This window comes from Wolbachia endosymbiont of Nomada ferruginata, from assembly GCF_001675785.1.
In the GTDB taxonomy this organism is placed as follows: domain Bacteria; phylum Pseudomonadota; class Alphaproteobacteria; order Rickettsiales; family Anaplasmataceae; genus Wolbachia; species Wolbachia pipientis.
Window position 1 is genome coordinate 1 of sequence record NZ_LYUY01000018.1, and the last position, 15,081, is coordinate 15,081.

A 15,081-nucleotide genomic window follows, 5' to 3' on the forward strand; every position below is an offset into this window, starting at 1 on the left:
TGTTGGATATTTTTTCCTCATCTCTTACCTCAATATTCTTTCTTTATATACTACGTATTCCTTGGTTTGTGGACAACCTCTAATACCTAAAACATAGCAATAGTATACGTGTGGCACGACTGCCAAAGGTGAAACTCCAGCAATAGTGCTAGCCAAAAGCAATTGAGCGCCATACGGTATTAATCCTTGAAATACACAAGAAAATATGCTTAGCCATGCTGCACTATAGTGAGGCGGTATTTCATATTTCTTAGCAATATCTCTAGCAATTTCACCGCTAAAAATTATAGCGATGGTATTATTTGCAAGTAAAATATCAAATATACTGACTATTTTTGCAATAAATAACTGCGCTGTTTTTTGTCCACCACGTTGTATCATAACCCAAGATGAAAGTTTATCTGCAAACTCCTTAGAATTTTTACCTACCAGTCCTGAAAGCCCGCCAACCATTAATGACAGTAGCATAATTTCATGCATACTCATAAACCCCTTAGTGATATTTTGGCTTAAAAACAATAAACCATAATTGTTGTTATTTATAAATCCAATGATTCCAGCAAAAGTTATGCTTAAAACCAATGCCGTAAATACATTAATTCCAAAGTTTGCAAGCAATATAAGTATTATGTAAGGAGTCACAAGCAATAAAGAATACTCCTTAACTGAAATAGCAGCACTATTGCTTGAGCTATAAAATAATATAATTATTGTGAATATAGAAGCAATTAGTGCCACTTTTGCATTCAGTTTTAATTTTTTCTTTATATCAGCCTTTTGAGACATCACAGATGCAATTGTAGTATCAGAGATAATAGATAAATTGTCGCCAAACATTGCTCCTCCTACAACAGTTGCAACTCCTAAGGAAGGAGAAATCCCAGCTTGTGTCAGTTCAACTGCAATAGGAGCAATTGTTGCAATGGTGCCCATTGATGTACCAATAGCAGTGGAGATGAAAGCTGCTACAAAAAATAATCCTATGAGTAAAAATTGTGTTGGTATAAATGAAAGAGCCAAATTAACTGTGGCATCAGCACTACCGATTGCTTTAGTTACTTCACTGAATGCACCTGCAAGTAAAAAAATGATGCACATAGTGATAATATTACGATCTCTTACCCCATCTAGAAAGGCATACATTTTTTCTTCAGTATTGCCCTTGTATAAAACCCAGCCCAGAGCTATGGCAGGAGCAATGGCTACCAGTGGAGATAACTGATAAAAAGCATTTAACACGCCAAGAACAGTAAAATATATACCACTTCCTACAAAAAGAAATAGGAACAGTAAAATAGGCAAAAAATTTGTAAGATAAAACATACCTCTACTCCAGCTCTGATAAACGCTATCAACTATGATATAATTTATATTATTATAAACCACAGTTAGCACCTTGACCAAGGTTTTTCTAGAAAGCAATCTACCAGAAAAGGTTTCCATGAAAAGGACTATTATAATATATCATCTACTTGAATAAAACTGGGAGATAGAATAAGTAAAAAATATGAATGACATAACAACAAAGCAGGTTGTATCTTTCATCTTGAAAATGCTGCGTCCATTTCTGTTTCATATTGGGATAGTATTACTGACAGCATTAGTCTGGGCTATCGATATTTCCTTTAATCCATATTTAATAAAAGTTATTATAGATCGTATCAGTGCAGATGATCTTTTTCGTAGCATAGCAACTCCTGCTATATCCTATGTACTAATACTATTTTTACTTGAGTGTATGAATAGATTATACAACTATTTTTTTGAAATTAAGATGATCCCTAATCTCCGTAAAAACATTGTTGAATCGAGTATTGCCATATTATTAAATCAGGATAATAGCTACTATCAAAATAACTTCTCCGGCAGTCTTGCTAACAAGGTTAATGATTTGACAAATTATATTCCAGATATCATGCAAATTATGGCTGACAGGGTCATGGGTCGTGCATTAGCGCTTAGTATCGCAATTTACTTTTTATGGCAAGTAAATATTAATTTTGCTTTATTGATGTTGACTTGGTCTACATTATTTGTTCTGTCTTCCCTCTTACTTGCAGGAAAGGTAACGCGTCTTGCAGATGCATGGTCAGAGCTTGGCTCAAGCATTACTGGTAAAATGGTAGATGTCTTCTCAAATATCATGTCTGTAAGGTTATTTGCCAGCAAATACCAAGAAAGATTATCTTTGCGAGCTACTCATAGCGAGGCTGTTAAAGCAGAGCAAAGACTTCAGTGGCTGTATACGTGGATTTTTACTTTCTATGGCTTCTTATTTCTAATCATGCAAATACTTAATTTATATTTCCTAATTAAAGGAAGAGGGCAAGGGTCAATTACTGCTGGAGATTTTGCTTTTGTTCTTACTGTTAATATAGCAATAGCTAATTTTCTTTGGATGATAGCTAAAGATTTCTCACAATTCTCTAAGTCATGGGGAAGGATTACTCAAGCTTTGAGAACAATTACTTCAATCCCTGAAATCCAAGATCAGCTAAATGCAGCAGATCTGGTCGTTCAAAAGGGGAAAATTAGTTTTGATAAAGTTCATTTTCATTATAAAGATGCAGAACCAATATTTGAAGACAAATCCATAATAACTAAGTCTGGTCAAAAAGTAGGACTTGTTGGTTATTCAGGTGCTGGTAAATCAACATTTGTAAACCTGATTCTTAGGCTTTATGATGTACAATCTGGAAAAATTTTAATTGATGGACAAGATATTCGCAATGTAACCCAGGATTCTTTACACAAAAATATTGGCATGATTCCACAAGATCCATCACTTTTTCATAGAACTCTGATGGAAAACATTCGCTATGGAAAAACAGATGCTAGCGATGATGAAGTAATTGAAGCGGCAAAAAAAGCACATGCTCATGAGTTTATTTCAAAATTACCCTAAGGTTATGAGTCTCTCGTTGGAGAAAGAGGTGTAAAACTTTCAGGAGGACAGAGGCAGCGTATTGCAATTGCAAGAGCTATTTTAAAAGATGCTCCTATATTAATTCTGGATGAAGCAACATCACAACTTGATTCTGTGACTGAAAGTAATATTCAAGAATCTCTATGGGAGTTGATGCAAGATAAAACTACAATAGTAATAGCCCACCGCCTATCTACGCTTTTGCATATGGATCGCATTTTAGTGTTTGATCAAGGTAAGATTTTAGAAGATGGCACGCATCAGGAACTTCTCGATAAAAACGGAATGTATAAGGCCCTATGGAATGCGCAAGTTGGTGGATTTTTGCCGGATAAAAGAGAAATGGAGATTGATAATATTTTTTTAATCTAATGCTTCAATGTTTCCGACATAGGAAAAGTATCATCTTTACTTTCTATAGAGGAAGGCACACTATTTTGATTATCATCACCATCAATTGGAGTAGTAGGGTGCATTAAAGCAACTTTCATAACTTCATCAATATTCTTAGCAAAAACTACGTTGATCCCCTCTTTGATGCTTGCCGGAATCTCTTGCATATCTTTCTCATTTTCACTTGGTATAATCACAGTTTTGATTGATCCTCTGAGCGCTGCAAGCAATTTTTCTCTTAAGCCCCCAATAGCTAAAACTCTACCACGCAATGTCACTTCGCCTGTCATAGCAACATTTTTGTTAACTGGTATATTCGTCATAAGAGAAACAATAGACGTACATACCGCGCCGCCAGCAGAAGGGCCATCTTTTGGTACCGCACCCTCAGGTACATGTAAATGTATATCATTATTTTGGAATTTTTCGGGCTTTATACCAAAAAACAAACAATTTGATCGAATATAACTATACGCAGCTTTTATAGATTCTTGCATAACCTCTCCAAGCTTTCCTGTGTATTTTATTTCTCCCTTGCCCGGAATTAGGACTGATTCTATCATCAAAATATCACCACCTGTTTCAGTATAGGCGAGCCCAGTTACTATTCCTACTAAACTCTCATTTTCCGCAATGCCAAAGGTATATTTACGTACCCCTAAATAATCTTGTAAATTGTCAACCCCTACGGATATTTTCTTATTTTTATCAGTCAATATTTCTTTAACTGCCTTTCTCATGAGCTTTGCAAGCTCCCTTTCCATACTCCGCACACCACTTTCACGTGTATATAAACGTATCAACTCGTATAACGCCTCATTAGTTATGTCCCATTCCTTCTGATACAAACCATGCTCCTTCTTTAACTTCGGAATAAGGTGGTGTGTAGCAATACTGATTTTTTCATCTTCAGTATACCCGGACAATTGTATAATTTCCATCCTATCACGCAAAGGATGTGGTAAATTTAAGCTGTTTGCCGTAGCTACAAACATTACACTTGAAAGATCAAACTCAACTTCCAAGTAATGATCCGTAAAGTGTTTATTGTGCTCAGTATCTAAAACCTCAAGTAATGCAGATGCAGGATCGCCACGCGAATCAGAACCCATCTTATCTATTTCATCAAGCAGAAAAAGCGGGTTGCATGAATTAGCTTTTTTCATGTGTTGAATGATTTTACCAGGCATTGAGCCAATATAAGTTTTCCTATGCCCTCGTATCTCAGACTCATCACGCACACCACCAAGAGCTATGCGAACAAAATCTCTTCCTACTGCTCTTGCCATAGACTTAGCTAAAGAAGTTTTACCAACACCTGGCGGTCCAACTAAGCAAAGTATAGGACCTTTTATCTCTTTTACTCTTTTTAATACCGCTAAAAATTCTATTATTCTATCTTTTACTTTCTCTATGCCATAATGATTTTCATCTAAGATTTTCTTAGCTGCATTTAAGTTAATTTTTGCATCTTTGTACTTTCCCCATGGCAACTCAAGCAACCAATGCAAGTAACTAGATATAACTGTAGCTTCAGGAGAAATGGGATTCATTTTCTTGTATCTCTTCAAATCAGTTATAGCTTTCTCTCTTGCTTCCTGAGAAAGCTTTGTTTCATTTATCTTTTTTTCAAATTCATTGAGCATATTCCCTTCATCACCATTCTCAAATTCGCCTAATTCTTTCTGTATAGCTTTCAATTGCTCGTTAAGGTAGTAAACTTTCTGAGTGCTTTCAACTTGCGATTTAATTGTCTTATATAAACGGTTTTGTGCGTTCAAAATACTCATTTCTCTCTCAATAAAAGCAAAAGCTTTTTTTAAACGCTCTTCTGGGTCATAAGCCTCAAGTATACTTTGTTTATCTGATACTTTTATATTTAAATGTGAAGCTACCGTGTCTACAAGTTGATCAACTTCTTTGATTTGATCAATGGAGTTAATGGCAACCTCGGGTTGATTTTTCTTGTTTAGCTTACACCAGCTATCGAACGCGTCTACAACAGACCGCCTTAAAGCTTCTAAATCAATATTGTCTTCATCTTCTTTATAATAATTGTCTAACTCTACCCTGGCTTGTAATAAAGTATGAGAGCTAATATATTCTACAACTCTTCCCCTTCTTATCCCCCGGATTATAACTTTTACTGCATTGTCAGGTAATTTTATTAACGGTTGTACAATGCTTGCTAACACACCTACTCCATAAAGATCTTCAGGCTCTGGATTATCAACAGAGCCATCTTTCTGTGCTACAAGAAAAATCTCATTTTGGTGATTACTACTACTTATTGCATACTCTAGTGCATTAACAGATTTTTCTCTGCCTATGAATAAAGGCACCATTATATTTGGAAAAATTACTACATCTCTTAAAGGTAATACTGGCAATGCAGTAAAACTAGAGCTTACAGCACGTTCAATGTTCATAATATATGCCTCAAATTAATCATTAACCGTTATAACATTGCCATTGTTATTATGATTAACCGTTGCTTTTCCTAATTCTACCATTTTCTTAGTGATTACTATAGTGCTACCTTCAAAGCCTCCGTTTCCAGATGTATACATAATGTCAAGCAAAAGTGACTCCAAGATAGCACGTAACATTCTTGCACCTGTTTTGTAGCTTATAGCCTTTTTAGCAATAGCTGATATTGCTTCATCTGAAAACTCAAGGTTTACTTTGCTAAACGCAAGCAATGCTTTGTACTGTTTTATTAGTGCATTCCTTGGCTCTGTCAACACATGTATTAAATCTTCATGATCCAGCTCATCTAAAACAGCAGTTATTGGAACCCGCCCTACAAATTCGGGTATTAAACCGAATTTGATTAAATCTTCAGGTTGAACATCATGTAAAGCATTCTTTTTCTTTTGCTCTTTAGACTGACTTATATCTGCTCCAAAGCCAACTGACGTTCCCTTTTTTCTCGCTTCAATAATTTTATCGAGGCCTTCAAAAGCTCCTCCACAAATAAACAGTATGTTACTAGTATCCACTTGTATAAACTCTCGTTGTGGGTGTTTTCGCCCTCCTTGTGGCGGAACATAAGCAACTGTACCCTCCATAATCTTAAGCAGAGCTTGCTGGACCCCTTCACCTGAAACGTCACGGGTTATTGAAGTGCTTTCAGATTTTCTTGTAATCTTGTCTATTTCATCTATAAACACTATACCACGCTGTGCTTTTACAACGTCATAATTTGCAGCTTGTAATAAACGCGACAACACGCTTTCTACATCATCACCCACATAACCTGCCTCAGTTAAAGTTGTCGCATCAGCCATAGCAAATGGCACATCTGAAACTTTAGCAAGTGTTTTGGCTAGCAAAGTCTTACCAGAACCAGTGGGACCAATAAGCATTATATTTGACTTCTCGATTTCAATATCACTTATAGCATGAAATTGTACCATGGATTGACAATGGTTATACATAGCTACAGATAAAACGTGTTGCGCGTGTTCTTGACCTACAACATGCTTGCTGAGAAAGTTTTTTATATCCTCAGGTTTCTTTAGTAATAGCTTCATATCAGATATACGATCTGAATTAAAAGATCTATCTTTCTTTTGACTTATTGCTTTATGGGATAATTCTATGCACTCATTACAAATAAACACCTTTAAACCATCCGAAGAGTTAGTAATCAATTTATCTACTTCATCTTGCGCCTTGTTGCAAAAAGAACAGTAGTGTAAATCATTATTGTTATCCATTAACCCACCTTTTGTTTAACTTTAATATTTTCAATTTCAATATCTGTACGCTCAGCTATCACCCTGTCAATTAAGCCAATTTTCCTTGCTTCTTCAGGATCCATGAATTTATCTCTTTCCATCATTCCTTCAATTTTCTTCAGTGAATTTCCAGTATGTTTTTCATAAATTTGATTTAGTTTTTTCTTAACCCGCAAAATTTCATTAGCATGTATTTCTATATCAGTTGCTTGACCATGATAACCACCAGATGGCTGATGTATCATAATTCTTGAATGAGGTAGAGAGTAGCGCTTACCTTTCGTACCAGCTGCAAGCAATAAAGAACCCATAGATGCAGCTTGACCTATACATAAAGTTGAAACGTCTGGGTTTATATACTGCATTGTATCGTAGATCGACAAACCAGCAGTTACAACACCACCTGGTGAGTTGATGTACATACAAATGTCTTTATCGGGATTTTCCGATTCTAAAAATAAAAGCTGTGCTACTATTACACTGGCCATATTGTCTTCAATAGGACCTGTTACAAAAATTATTCTTTCTTTCACTAGTCTTGAATATATGTCATAAGCGCGCTCACCGCGACTAGTTTGTTCAACTACAATTGGTATAAGAGTCATACCTTTTCCTATTAAATATTATCAAATAATTCCTTTAATTCTTTCACAGAAACAATCTGCTCTTCTTTACTAACTTTTTCTATTATATAATCTGTCACTTTATACTCAAGCGCTTGCCCTCTAACTAATTCTTGAAATTGTTTATTTGATTCAAAATGCTTAAGTACTCTGTCAAATTGCACATCTTTACTGACATATTGATTTACAATAACACTCAAAACATCATTTTGAGTTAATGATATTTTATGTTCTGCACTAAATTTCATAAATAACATAGCAAGCTTTACACGTTTTTCAGCTTCTTTACGAGAATCATTTTGAGCACCCAATTCTCCTTCCATTCTTTGTTGCTCCTGTTTTACTATGTCTGTGGGTAAATCAAAACTATAATTAGCATCCAAATAATCAAACAGCTCCTTTTTAATTAAGAGATTTCTCATTTCGGTGCACTGATCACCAATCATTTTTTTTGCATGATTTATTAGCAAAGAATAATCTTTAAACCCAATACTCTTAGCTATTTCATCATCATTTTCAAAATCTTTGGCAATTTGAATCTCATTAACTCGCACAGAAAAATCAGCTTCCTGTCCTGCAAGGGAAATGGCTTGGTAATTTTCAGGAAATTTCAACTTAAAGTTCTTTGTTTCTCCCTTTTTCATACCAGTTAATTGATCTTCAAAACCATTAATAAATGTGCCAGACCCTAAATTAACGGCAAAATCTTTGCTACTTCCACCTTGAAAGAGCTTATTCCTAATCCGCCCTTCAAAATCAATTATCAATTTATCCCCATCTTTCGCTTGATAAGAAGCATCATCAACAGAGGCAAAATTGGGGAACTTTGTTTTGATAGAATCAATAAATTCTTTTATATCTTCCTCTTCAATCTTTGCTTCAATTTTCTTTAAGTTTATTTTGTCAAGATCTATCATCGGTACTTCAGGCATCGACTCAAAAGACAGCTTGTATACAAAATTGCCCTCCTCATTTTCTTTGCCCAGATCTGGTAATGATATAACATCAACCTTAGAATAAATGTGAGACTTGACTTCAATTTTTTTCATCAAATCACTTGAGCAATAATCAATTGTATTATTTATCACATATTCCAAAGCCTCGTTTTTATAATTTGCAACAACAAGGTCATAGGGCATCTTTCCAGCCCTAAATCCAGGTGATTTTGCATTTTCTGCTATCTCTTGCAACCTGGAATTTACCTTTTGTTTTATATAATCACTACCAACTGTGATTTCATACTCATACTTTAGTTTATCTATACTAAGCTCTTTGTAGGTATATACGCTACTTACTTCGACTGTATTTTGAGGTATATTATTAGACATCATAATTCATTTATTAACATTTTAATTCATATCTTAATAGAGTCATTTTACCAGAATTTAAGTTAAACACAATCCTTAAGAACAGGTTTTTACACAAACAAAAGTGTATTTAGTGATTATAAATTTTCCCTTAAAACCTAAGTTACATGACTTTAAAGTGCGGATAGAGGGACTTGAACCCCCACGAGCAAGCTCACCAGGACCTAAACCTGGCACGTCTACCAATTCCGCCATATCCGCAAGAAATTTTCAGTACCCTATTATAGGTATTCCATTAAAAATATTCAAGGTTTAAAGTCTTACTTAATTTATGGTATTTACACAATCAAAAAAGCTTATTAACATTTCTTAATGAAAGCTCTAAACCCTGAAAATCAATAATGAGATTAATAACAAGCTTCTTACTCGCAATTTTTTTGATTACACAAAGTGGTTGCACAACCCTTATAATAGGTGGTGTGGTGGCTACAGCGACAGCAACAGCAATAACAATGCAGGACAAATCCTTGGGAAATATCATTGATGATACGACTATGGTCATCAGAATTAATAAGGGGCTCTTAAAACATGGGCTATTTTCATCCATAAAGGTTAAAGTAAGTGAAGGAAGAGTATTGCTCATTGGAAGTGTTGACACTCCTGAAAAACAACTTACAGCAGAAAAAATAGCTTGGCAGCAAAAAGAAATTAAAGAAGTGATAAATGAAATAAGAGTAATACCAATACAAATGGCTTCCATGCTAGACACTACTGTAGATGGCATGATAACAGCGGAAATAAGAACAAGACTTCTGGGGAAAAGAAATATTAAATCAATTAATTATAGCGTTAATACGGTTGATAGAGTTGTTTATTTGATGGGTATAGCCCAAAATAAAGCGGAATTAAAAGCTGTAATATCAATTGCAAGAAAAGTAAAGGGAGTAAAACAAGTTGTGAGTTATGTACGATATAGGTACAGTAAGTTACGCCATTAGGCAAAAATCGCTTTCAAATTATAACATTTGTACAATTGTGACAATAGGTAGAGAACATAAATGAAAGTTGCCTTTCAGATGGATGAAAATATAAATTTTGAAACTGACACTACATTCGTGCTAATAAAGGAAGCACAAAGGAGGAAGCACGAAGTTTTTGTCTATGCTCCTAACAATTTAGCACTAAAGCTAAACCATCCAATTGCTCTGGCTCAGAAAGTCAGCGTTGATGATTTTAGTTTTATCTCTCAAGAGGATGTAGCAATCAACCTGAATGAAATGGACATCATATTTATCAGACAGGATCCACCCTTTGATATGCGTTATATTACAACAACATATATCTTAGAAAAAACCAGCGCATTGGTAATTAACAATCCAACAGAAATAAGAAATTGTCCTGAAAAATTGATAACTTCATTATTTCCAGAGCTAATTCCGCCAACTTTGATTACTGAAAATATATCAATGATTAGAGATTTCTACTACAACTATCAAGATATTATTCTGAAGCCATTGTATAGTTATGGAGGAAACGATGTGATAAGAATACAAGATGAGAATAGTATTCAAGTAGTAGTGGATCTCATGATAGCAAAATACGAATGCCCTGTGATTGCACAATCATTTTGTAAAAACATAGATAAAGATAAAAGAATATTGCTACTTTATGGCCAACCAATTGGTGTAATGAAACGAATTCCAAAAATCAGTGGAGAGATCAGGACAAATGTGCGGCTTGGAGCAAGTTTTGAACCCGCTCAAATGAACGATAGGGACAATGAAATATGTAACAAAATTGGTCCTGAATTAAAGAAAAGGGGGCTAATATTTGTTGGTATTGATATTATAGATGACTTCCTGCTCGAAATTAACACAACTTCACCCACGGGAGTAGTTCATATCAATAAATTGTATAATATATCGCTAGAAAAGGATCTTTGGGACGTGTTTGAAGAAAAAGCAAGCAGCCATCAACTAAACCTGTGAACAATCACCTTAACAAACTCAGTAGTCCCATTCTTTATCCCTGTTTTTTCTGTACTATTGGTCATATCACGCAATTTTTGAGAATTATTTAATAGATCAAATAGTACCTCTGTTAGATTTTTTTTTGCTTCACTATTCTGCTCAACTATTATAGCTGCTCTCGAGTCTTCAATATATTTTGCGTTATAAAATTGGTGATTATCTTTTGAGTAAGGGTAAGGAATATATATAGCAGAACGCCTAGCAAGAGTGATCTCTGCTATTGAAGTTGCTCCTGCTCTGCTAATTACCAAGTGAGCATTGGCCAGTCTATTCTCCATATCATCAAAAAATTCACTCAATTCACAATCGATCTTTTCACTTTTGTATAGACTTTTGACCTTGTTTACATTTTTCTTCGTACATTGCTGCGTCACTCTAATTTTCTTTTTCATTTTAATAGGTAAATCACAAATCACGCTGCTTACTACATCATCAAAAAAATTTGCACCTTGGCTGCCTGCTATGACCAATATATTTAGGATTTTCTCAGTGCTAGAATGGCTCTGTGCTTTTATATCAACAAAATTTCCTGTAAAAATACATTTATTGCCCTCTGCATATTTAGTCTCCGGAAAGCTGGTTGCAATTAATTTTGCACTCTTGAAAAAGAATCTATTTACTCTCCCTAAAACTGTGTTTTGTTCATGTAAAATTATAGGTATAGAAAGAACTCTTGCTGCAAGAAGAGTTGGAAAAGAAGCATAGCTACCAAAACCAATGACCGATTTTGGTTTTAATTTTCTTACTTGATACAGTGCTAACATAGAGCTGTATATCAAGAAAAGGAAAAACTTAAATTTGTTGCTGCTTGGTCTACGTAATGGTAAGGTGTAGCTTTCTATGTCGGTATTTTTATTTGTTTTTTTATCAGTGAATAATATGCAATTGTATCCTTGTGTCTTTAGTGCTTTTGCTAAAGCTATGGCCGGAAAGATATGCCCACCTGTGCCACCTGTTGCTAAAATAATATCCATCTGTAAATAATAAATCCTAGATTGTTAACTGTTATTTAACAATTTGCACGTAGAATTTTATTAAGCGTTATGATAGTTGAGTTAAAAATGCCTAAAAGTAATAGTAAAAAAGAACCTAATGAGAAAAATAAACCTCAAGAACAAAGAGAAGGCAGAAGCGGAGGTTTTTTAGAACTGCTAAAAAATATAATAAAAATTCTTTTCAATTCGGTCGTTGACCTACCTGAGCACGAGCAGCATAATAAAATGAAAAGCACTAATCTACAACAAGGTTTGGATACTAAAGGAAAAGGCCCAGAAGATCTTCATCCAAAGGCAAAGCTTGAAGTTAAAGAAGCAGCTAAGGGATTGAAAGAAGAGTTACAGAATTCTGATGCTGGTGGTAATCAATCTATTGAAACTAAAGTGCCTAATCAAACTACTACTCAAGACATTGACAACTCTAAAACGATGGAACGTTAGTTCAACTATTTAACATCTGCAGCAAGCACTGATTCATGTATCATCTCTGAAATGGTTGGATGAGGAAAAATCGTAGATTTTATGTCGAAGTCTGTTCCTTCTAGTTGCTTTGCAAGAGCAAAATTGCTAATTAACTCCGTTACTTCTGCACCTATCATGTGGCTACCCAGAATTTCTCCGGTTTTTTTATCTATAATCGTTTTCACTAACCCTTCAGTTTCACTGAGTGCAACAGACTTACCATTAAAGTTAGAGTGAAATTTTCCTATTTTTATATCATACCCACCTTTTATTGCCTGTTCCTCAGTAAGGCCGATGCTCGCTATTTGTGGATGAGAATAAGTGCAATTTGGTATGCATTCTTTTTTTAACGCATGAGCATTTTTACCAGCAATCTTTTCAATGCAGATCACGGCTTCATGGCTCGCTTTATGTGCTAAACATGGTGGGCCAGCTACATCACCTATTGCATACACATTTGATTCACTAGTTTCATACCATTCATTCGTTTCAATAAAGCCAGAAGGGCTTAATTTAATTTTTGTATTTTCTAAACCTATATTTTCAATATTTGCTTGAATTCCAACCGCAACAATCACCCTCTCAAATTCTTTGCTCTCACCACTACTTAGTAGCACTTGAGCAGAGTCTTTACTTTTAGTAAGAGCTTTTACGCTACTGCTTGTATATATTTCTATCCCCTGTTTTGTGAATATTTCTTGTGCTAAATCTGAAATGTCCTTATCCTCCAGCGGCAAAATAGTGCTCTTTATCTCTATGATTGTTACATCAACCCCCAAAGTACTATAAAAACTTGCAAATTCTATTCCAATTGCACCAGACCCTACAATTAGTAGCGATTTTGGTAATCTCTCTGGAGTCATAGCGTGCTGCGCATTCCATATTAAATCTCCATCTGCCTCTATTCCAGGCAGATTCCGTGCCCTCACGCCTGTTGCTAAAATGATATGCTTGGAAACAATTTCTTGTTCTTCCTTATCGCTAACGACTTTTATAGTACTATTGCCTGCAAGTTTACCAAAACCTTGATGAACTTTGATATTATTTTTTTTCATCAAATATGCAACACCGCTTGACAATTTATCAACAACGTTTCTTGAGTATTTCACTATTGATTGTATATCAAAATTCGCTCCCTTTACTTCTATACCAAACTCTTTTGATCTTTTTATTAGCCTATAAACCTCAGATGCTCTAAGCAGTGATTTTGTTGGTATACATCCCCAATTTAAGCATATACCGCCTAAATTTTTTTCTTTTTCCACAATTGCAGTTTTAAACCCAAGCTGTGCCGCCCTAATTGCCGCTATATAACCACCAGGACCGCTACCTATAACCGTAATATCATACTCATTCATCAGTTTTCTTCGTATTCAAAAAGATTATATATAACAGATGGAACCCATACAATCAATGGTCTGTCATCTACCGTCTTAAGAGTCAAGATAAAAGTTGTTATTTTTTATCATGGCATTTAAACAAACGATAATTTTTCTCATGACAGCAACTAATGCAACCTTAGCAGCTTTGCCAGAATCAACCAAACGCTGATAAAACGCTTTCATTTTTCTGTTGTGGCGCATAGCAACAAGAGCTGACATGTATAGTGCTTTCCTTGCATAAAACCTGCCTCCTTTGATTTGAGCTTTGCCAACTTTTCTTCCACTTTCACTAGTTTTAGGTGCAACTCCAACTAAGCATGCAATTTCTCTATTCTCTAATCTACCAAGCTCAGGCACCTCTGTCAGTAGAACGCTCGCCGTCTTTGATCCAATACCTTTATAGCTGATTAAAAGCTCATTTTTTCCTTTCAATTCAGCTATTGCGTCTTCTATGTCTTGCCTAATTTCTTTCAATTGTTTTTCAGCAAACCCTATCTGTCTTTCTATGTATTCTCTAGCTTTTCCCGTCGCACTTTGCAGGCGACACTTGTTTGCATGAATTGCATCATTTAAATTACGCTCAACTGCCCCCAGCTCCTTTAATTCCTCTTGCTTTTGTGAAATTATACATCCTTTTACTTCACCGTCTTTACTGACAAATTCAGCGTATTTTTCCAGTAATTTAGCATCTAACTTGTCAGTTTTTGCAAAATGATTGCAAGCTTTGGCAAATGCATATACCCGATTCGGGTGAGCTTTATGGACAGTTATCTTGCAACAATTTTATAATGAGCTTTTCATAGCCACCAGTTTACACATAACTTGATGGGTAAATCGACTATATTTGTTTCTATAAACTTAGATATAGCATCACTCACGTTTGCTATGCGCGTATGCTTGCCATTAATTGAGATGTCCAATGCTTCCTTGGAAACATCTACTCCCATGAAAATTATTCTAGCCATTTTTGTACCTATAAATATAATCAAACAATAATGCAAAATGCTGTATACAGGATTGTAATTCGATCTTTTAGATCCACCTACCGTTCGTACTACATTTTGCTTTAAGCCTTACTATTACCCACAAATAAAAACATAGTATTGTATTTACTCAAATAATTTAATTTTATTAACCTGAAAGCTTATTAGATTAAAATTATTAAACTAAGAGTTATAATTTTAGCAACTAAAAGCTGGAAAATGGAACATATTAAAAGT

At 34.9% G+C, this 15,081-nt stretch carries 11 protein-coding genes, 1 tRNA gene and 2 pseudogenes; 5 read left to right on the plus strand and 9 right to left on the minus strand.

All coding sequences use genetic code 11. From position 1 onward, the window contains the following. Positions 1 to 24: 24 nt before the first annotated feature. On the minus strand, positions 25 to 1,323 hold the full coding sequence (locus tag BA053_RS01900; protein WP_065106697.1) for a Na+/H+ antiporter NhaC family protein: 1,299 nt from the start codon (positions 1,321 to 1,323) through the stop codon (positions 25 to 27). Between the two features lie 229 nt (positions 1,324 to 1,552). Here BA053_RS01900 and BA053_RS07955 point away from each other — a divergent pair. Next, positions 1,553 to 3,016: pseudogene (locus tag BA053_RS07955) on the plus strand (ABC transporter ATP-binding protein); the annotation flags it as partial. A gap of 24 nt (positions 3,017 to 3,040) precedes the next feature. Then, positions 3,041 to 3,298 carry a hypothetical protein gene (locus tag BA053_RS07960; protein ID WP_245611034.1) on the plus strand — a complete coding sequence of 86 codons (258 nt, stop codon included), beginning with the start codon at positions 3,041 to 3,043 and terminating at the stop codon, positions 3,296 to 3,298. On the opposite strand, the gene lon is transcribed toward BA053_RS07960, so the two are convergent. The 5 genes from lon to BA053_RS01930 all read right to left on the minus strand — a co-directional run bounded on the left by lon (position 3,295) and on the right by BA053_RS01930 (position 9,253). After that, positions 3,295 to 5,748, minus strand: a complete 2,454-nt coding sequence (gene lon / locus BA053_RS01910) for an endopeptidase La (RefSeq protein WP_065106695.1) — start codon at positions 5,746 to 5,748, stop codon at positions 3,295 to 3,297. The two genes, BA053_RS07960 and lon, sit on opposite strands and share 4 nt — an antisense overlap. Before the next feature lie 15 nt (positions 5,749 to 5,763). Then, complete coding sequence (gene clpX / locus BA053_RS01915) at positions 5,764 to 7,041, minus strand: ATP-dependent Clp protease ATP-binding subunit ClpX (protein WP_065094774.1); 1,278 nt, start codon at positions 7,039 to 7,041, stop codon at positions 5,764 to 5,766. Next, positions 7,041 to 7,667, minus strand: a complete 627-nt coding sequence (gene clpP, locus BA053_RS01920) for an ATP-dependent Clp endopeptidase proteolytic subunit ClpP (RefSeq protein ID WP_006280254.1) — start codon at positions 7,665 to 7,667, stop codon at positions 7,041 to 7,043. Before clpP ends, clpX begins: the two co-directional genes overlap by 1 nt. A gap of 11 nt (positions 7,668 to 7,678) precedes the next feature. Next, positions 7,679 to 9,013: a trigger factor gene (tig, locus tag BA053_RS01925; RefSeq protein WP_065094775.1), complete on the minus strand. Its 1,335-nt coding sequence runs from the start codon at positions 9,011 to 9,013 to the stop codon at positions 7,679 to 7,681. Positions 9,014 to 9,171: 158 nt separating this feature from the next. Beyond that, positions 9,172 to 9,253: transfer RNA gene (locus BA053_RS01930), tRNA-Leu, on the minus strand. Positions 9,254 to 9,393: 140 nt separating this feature from the next. Between BA053_RS01930 and BA053_RS01935 the strand changes: the two genes are divergently transcribed. Together BA053_RS01935 and gshB are read left to right on the plus strand one after the other, a co-directional pair. After that, positions 9,394 to 9,990 carry a BON domain-containing protein gene (locus tag BA053_RS01935; RefSeq protein WP_065094776.1) on the plus strand — a complete coding sequence of 199 codons (597 nt, stop codon included), beginning with the start codon at positions 9,394 to 9,396 and terminating at the stop codon, positions 9,988 to 9,990. Positions 9,991 to 10,050: 60 nt separating this feature from the next. Continuing rightward, a complete protein-coding gene (gshB, locus tag BA053_RS01940) occupies positions 10,051 to 10,980 on the plus strand; it encodes a glutathione synthase (protein WP_065106696.1) in 930 nt (309 codons plus the stop codon). Here the strand turns inward: gshB and murG are convergent. Further along, entirely contained in the window at positions 10,965 to 11,996 is a 1,032-nt protein-coding gene (murG, locus tag BA053_RS01945; RefSeq protein ID WP_015589119.1) for an undecaprenyldiphospho-muramoylpentapeptide beta-N-acetylglucosaminyltransferase, read from the minus strand. The two genes, gshB and murG, sit on opposite strands and share 16 nt — an antisense overlap. 69 nt (positions 11,997 to 12,065) lie before the next feature. Here murG and BA053_RS01950 point away from each other — a divergent pair, with 69 nt between their 5' ends. Beyond that, a complete protein-coding gene (locus BA053_RS01950; RefSeq protein ID WP_006279962.1) occupies positions 12,066 to 12,458 on the plus strand; it encodes a hypothetical protein in 393 nt (130 codons plus the stop codon). A 5-nt stretch (positions 12,459 to 12,463) separates the two neighbouring features. On the opposite strand, the gene lpdA is transcribed toward BA053_RS01950, so the two are convergent. Both lpdA and BA053_RS08755 read right to left on the minus strand, forming a co-directional pair. Beyond that, positions 12,464 to 13,837, minus strand: coding sequence for a dihydrolipoyl dehydrogenase (gene lpdA / locus BA053_RS01955; protein WP_065094779.1), 1,374 nt, complete (start codon positions 13,835 to 13,837; stop codon positions 12,464 to 12,466). Positions 13,838 to 13,912: 75 nt separating this feature from the next. Then, positions 13,913 to 14,826: pseudogene (locus BA053_RS08755) on the minus strand (IS110 family transposase). Positions 14,827 to 15,081: the final 255 nt, after the last annotated feature.

Bases quoted from the DNA above. Each gene is read 5' to 3' on its own strand.
- BA053_RS01950 (WP_006279962.1), top strand. From the start codon at position 12,066: ATGATAGTTGAGTTAAAAATGCCTAAAAGTAATAGTAAAAAAGAACCT.
- clpP (WP_006280254.1), bottom strand. From the start codon at position 7,667: ATGACTCTTATACCAATTGTAGTTGAACAAACTAGTCGCGGTGAGCGC.
- BA053_RS01935 (WP_065094776.1), top strand. From the start codon at position 9,394: ATGAGATTAATAACAAGCTTCTTACTCGCAATTTTTTTGATTACACAA.
- murG (WP_015589119.1), bottom strand. From the start codon at position 11,996: ATGGATATTATTTTAGCAACAGGTGGCACAGGTGGGCATATCTTTCCG.
- BA053_RS01900 (WP_065106697.1), bottom strand. From the start codon at position 1,323: ATGTTTTATCTTACAAATTTTTTGCCTATTTTACTGTTCCTATTTCTT.
- lpdA (WP_065094779.1), bottom strand. From the start codon at position 13,837: ATGAATGAGTATGATATTACGGTTATAGGTAGCGGTCCTGGTGGTTAT.
- tig (WP_065094775.1), bottom strand. From the start codon at position 9,013: ATGTCTAATAATATACCTCAAAATACAGTCGAAGTAAGTAGCGTATAT.
- clpX (WP_065094774.1), bottom strand. From the start codon at position 7,041: ATGGATAACAATAATGATTTACACTACTGTTCTTTTTGCAACAAGGCG.
- gshB (WP_065106696.1), top strand. From the start codon at position 10,051: ATGAAAGTTGCCTTTCAGATGGATGAAAATATAAATTTTGAAACTGAC.
- lon (WP_065106695.1), bottom strand. From the start codon at position 5,748: ATGAACATTGAACGTGCTGTAAGCTCTAGTTTTACTGCATTGCCAGTA.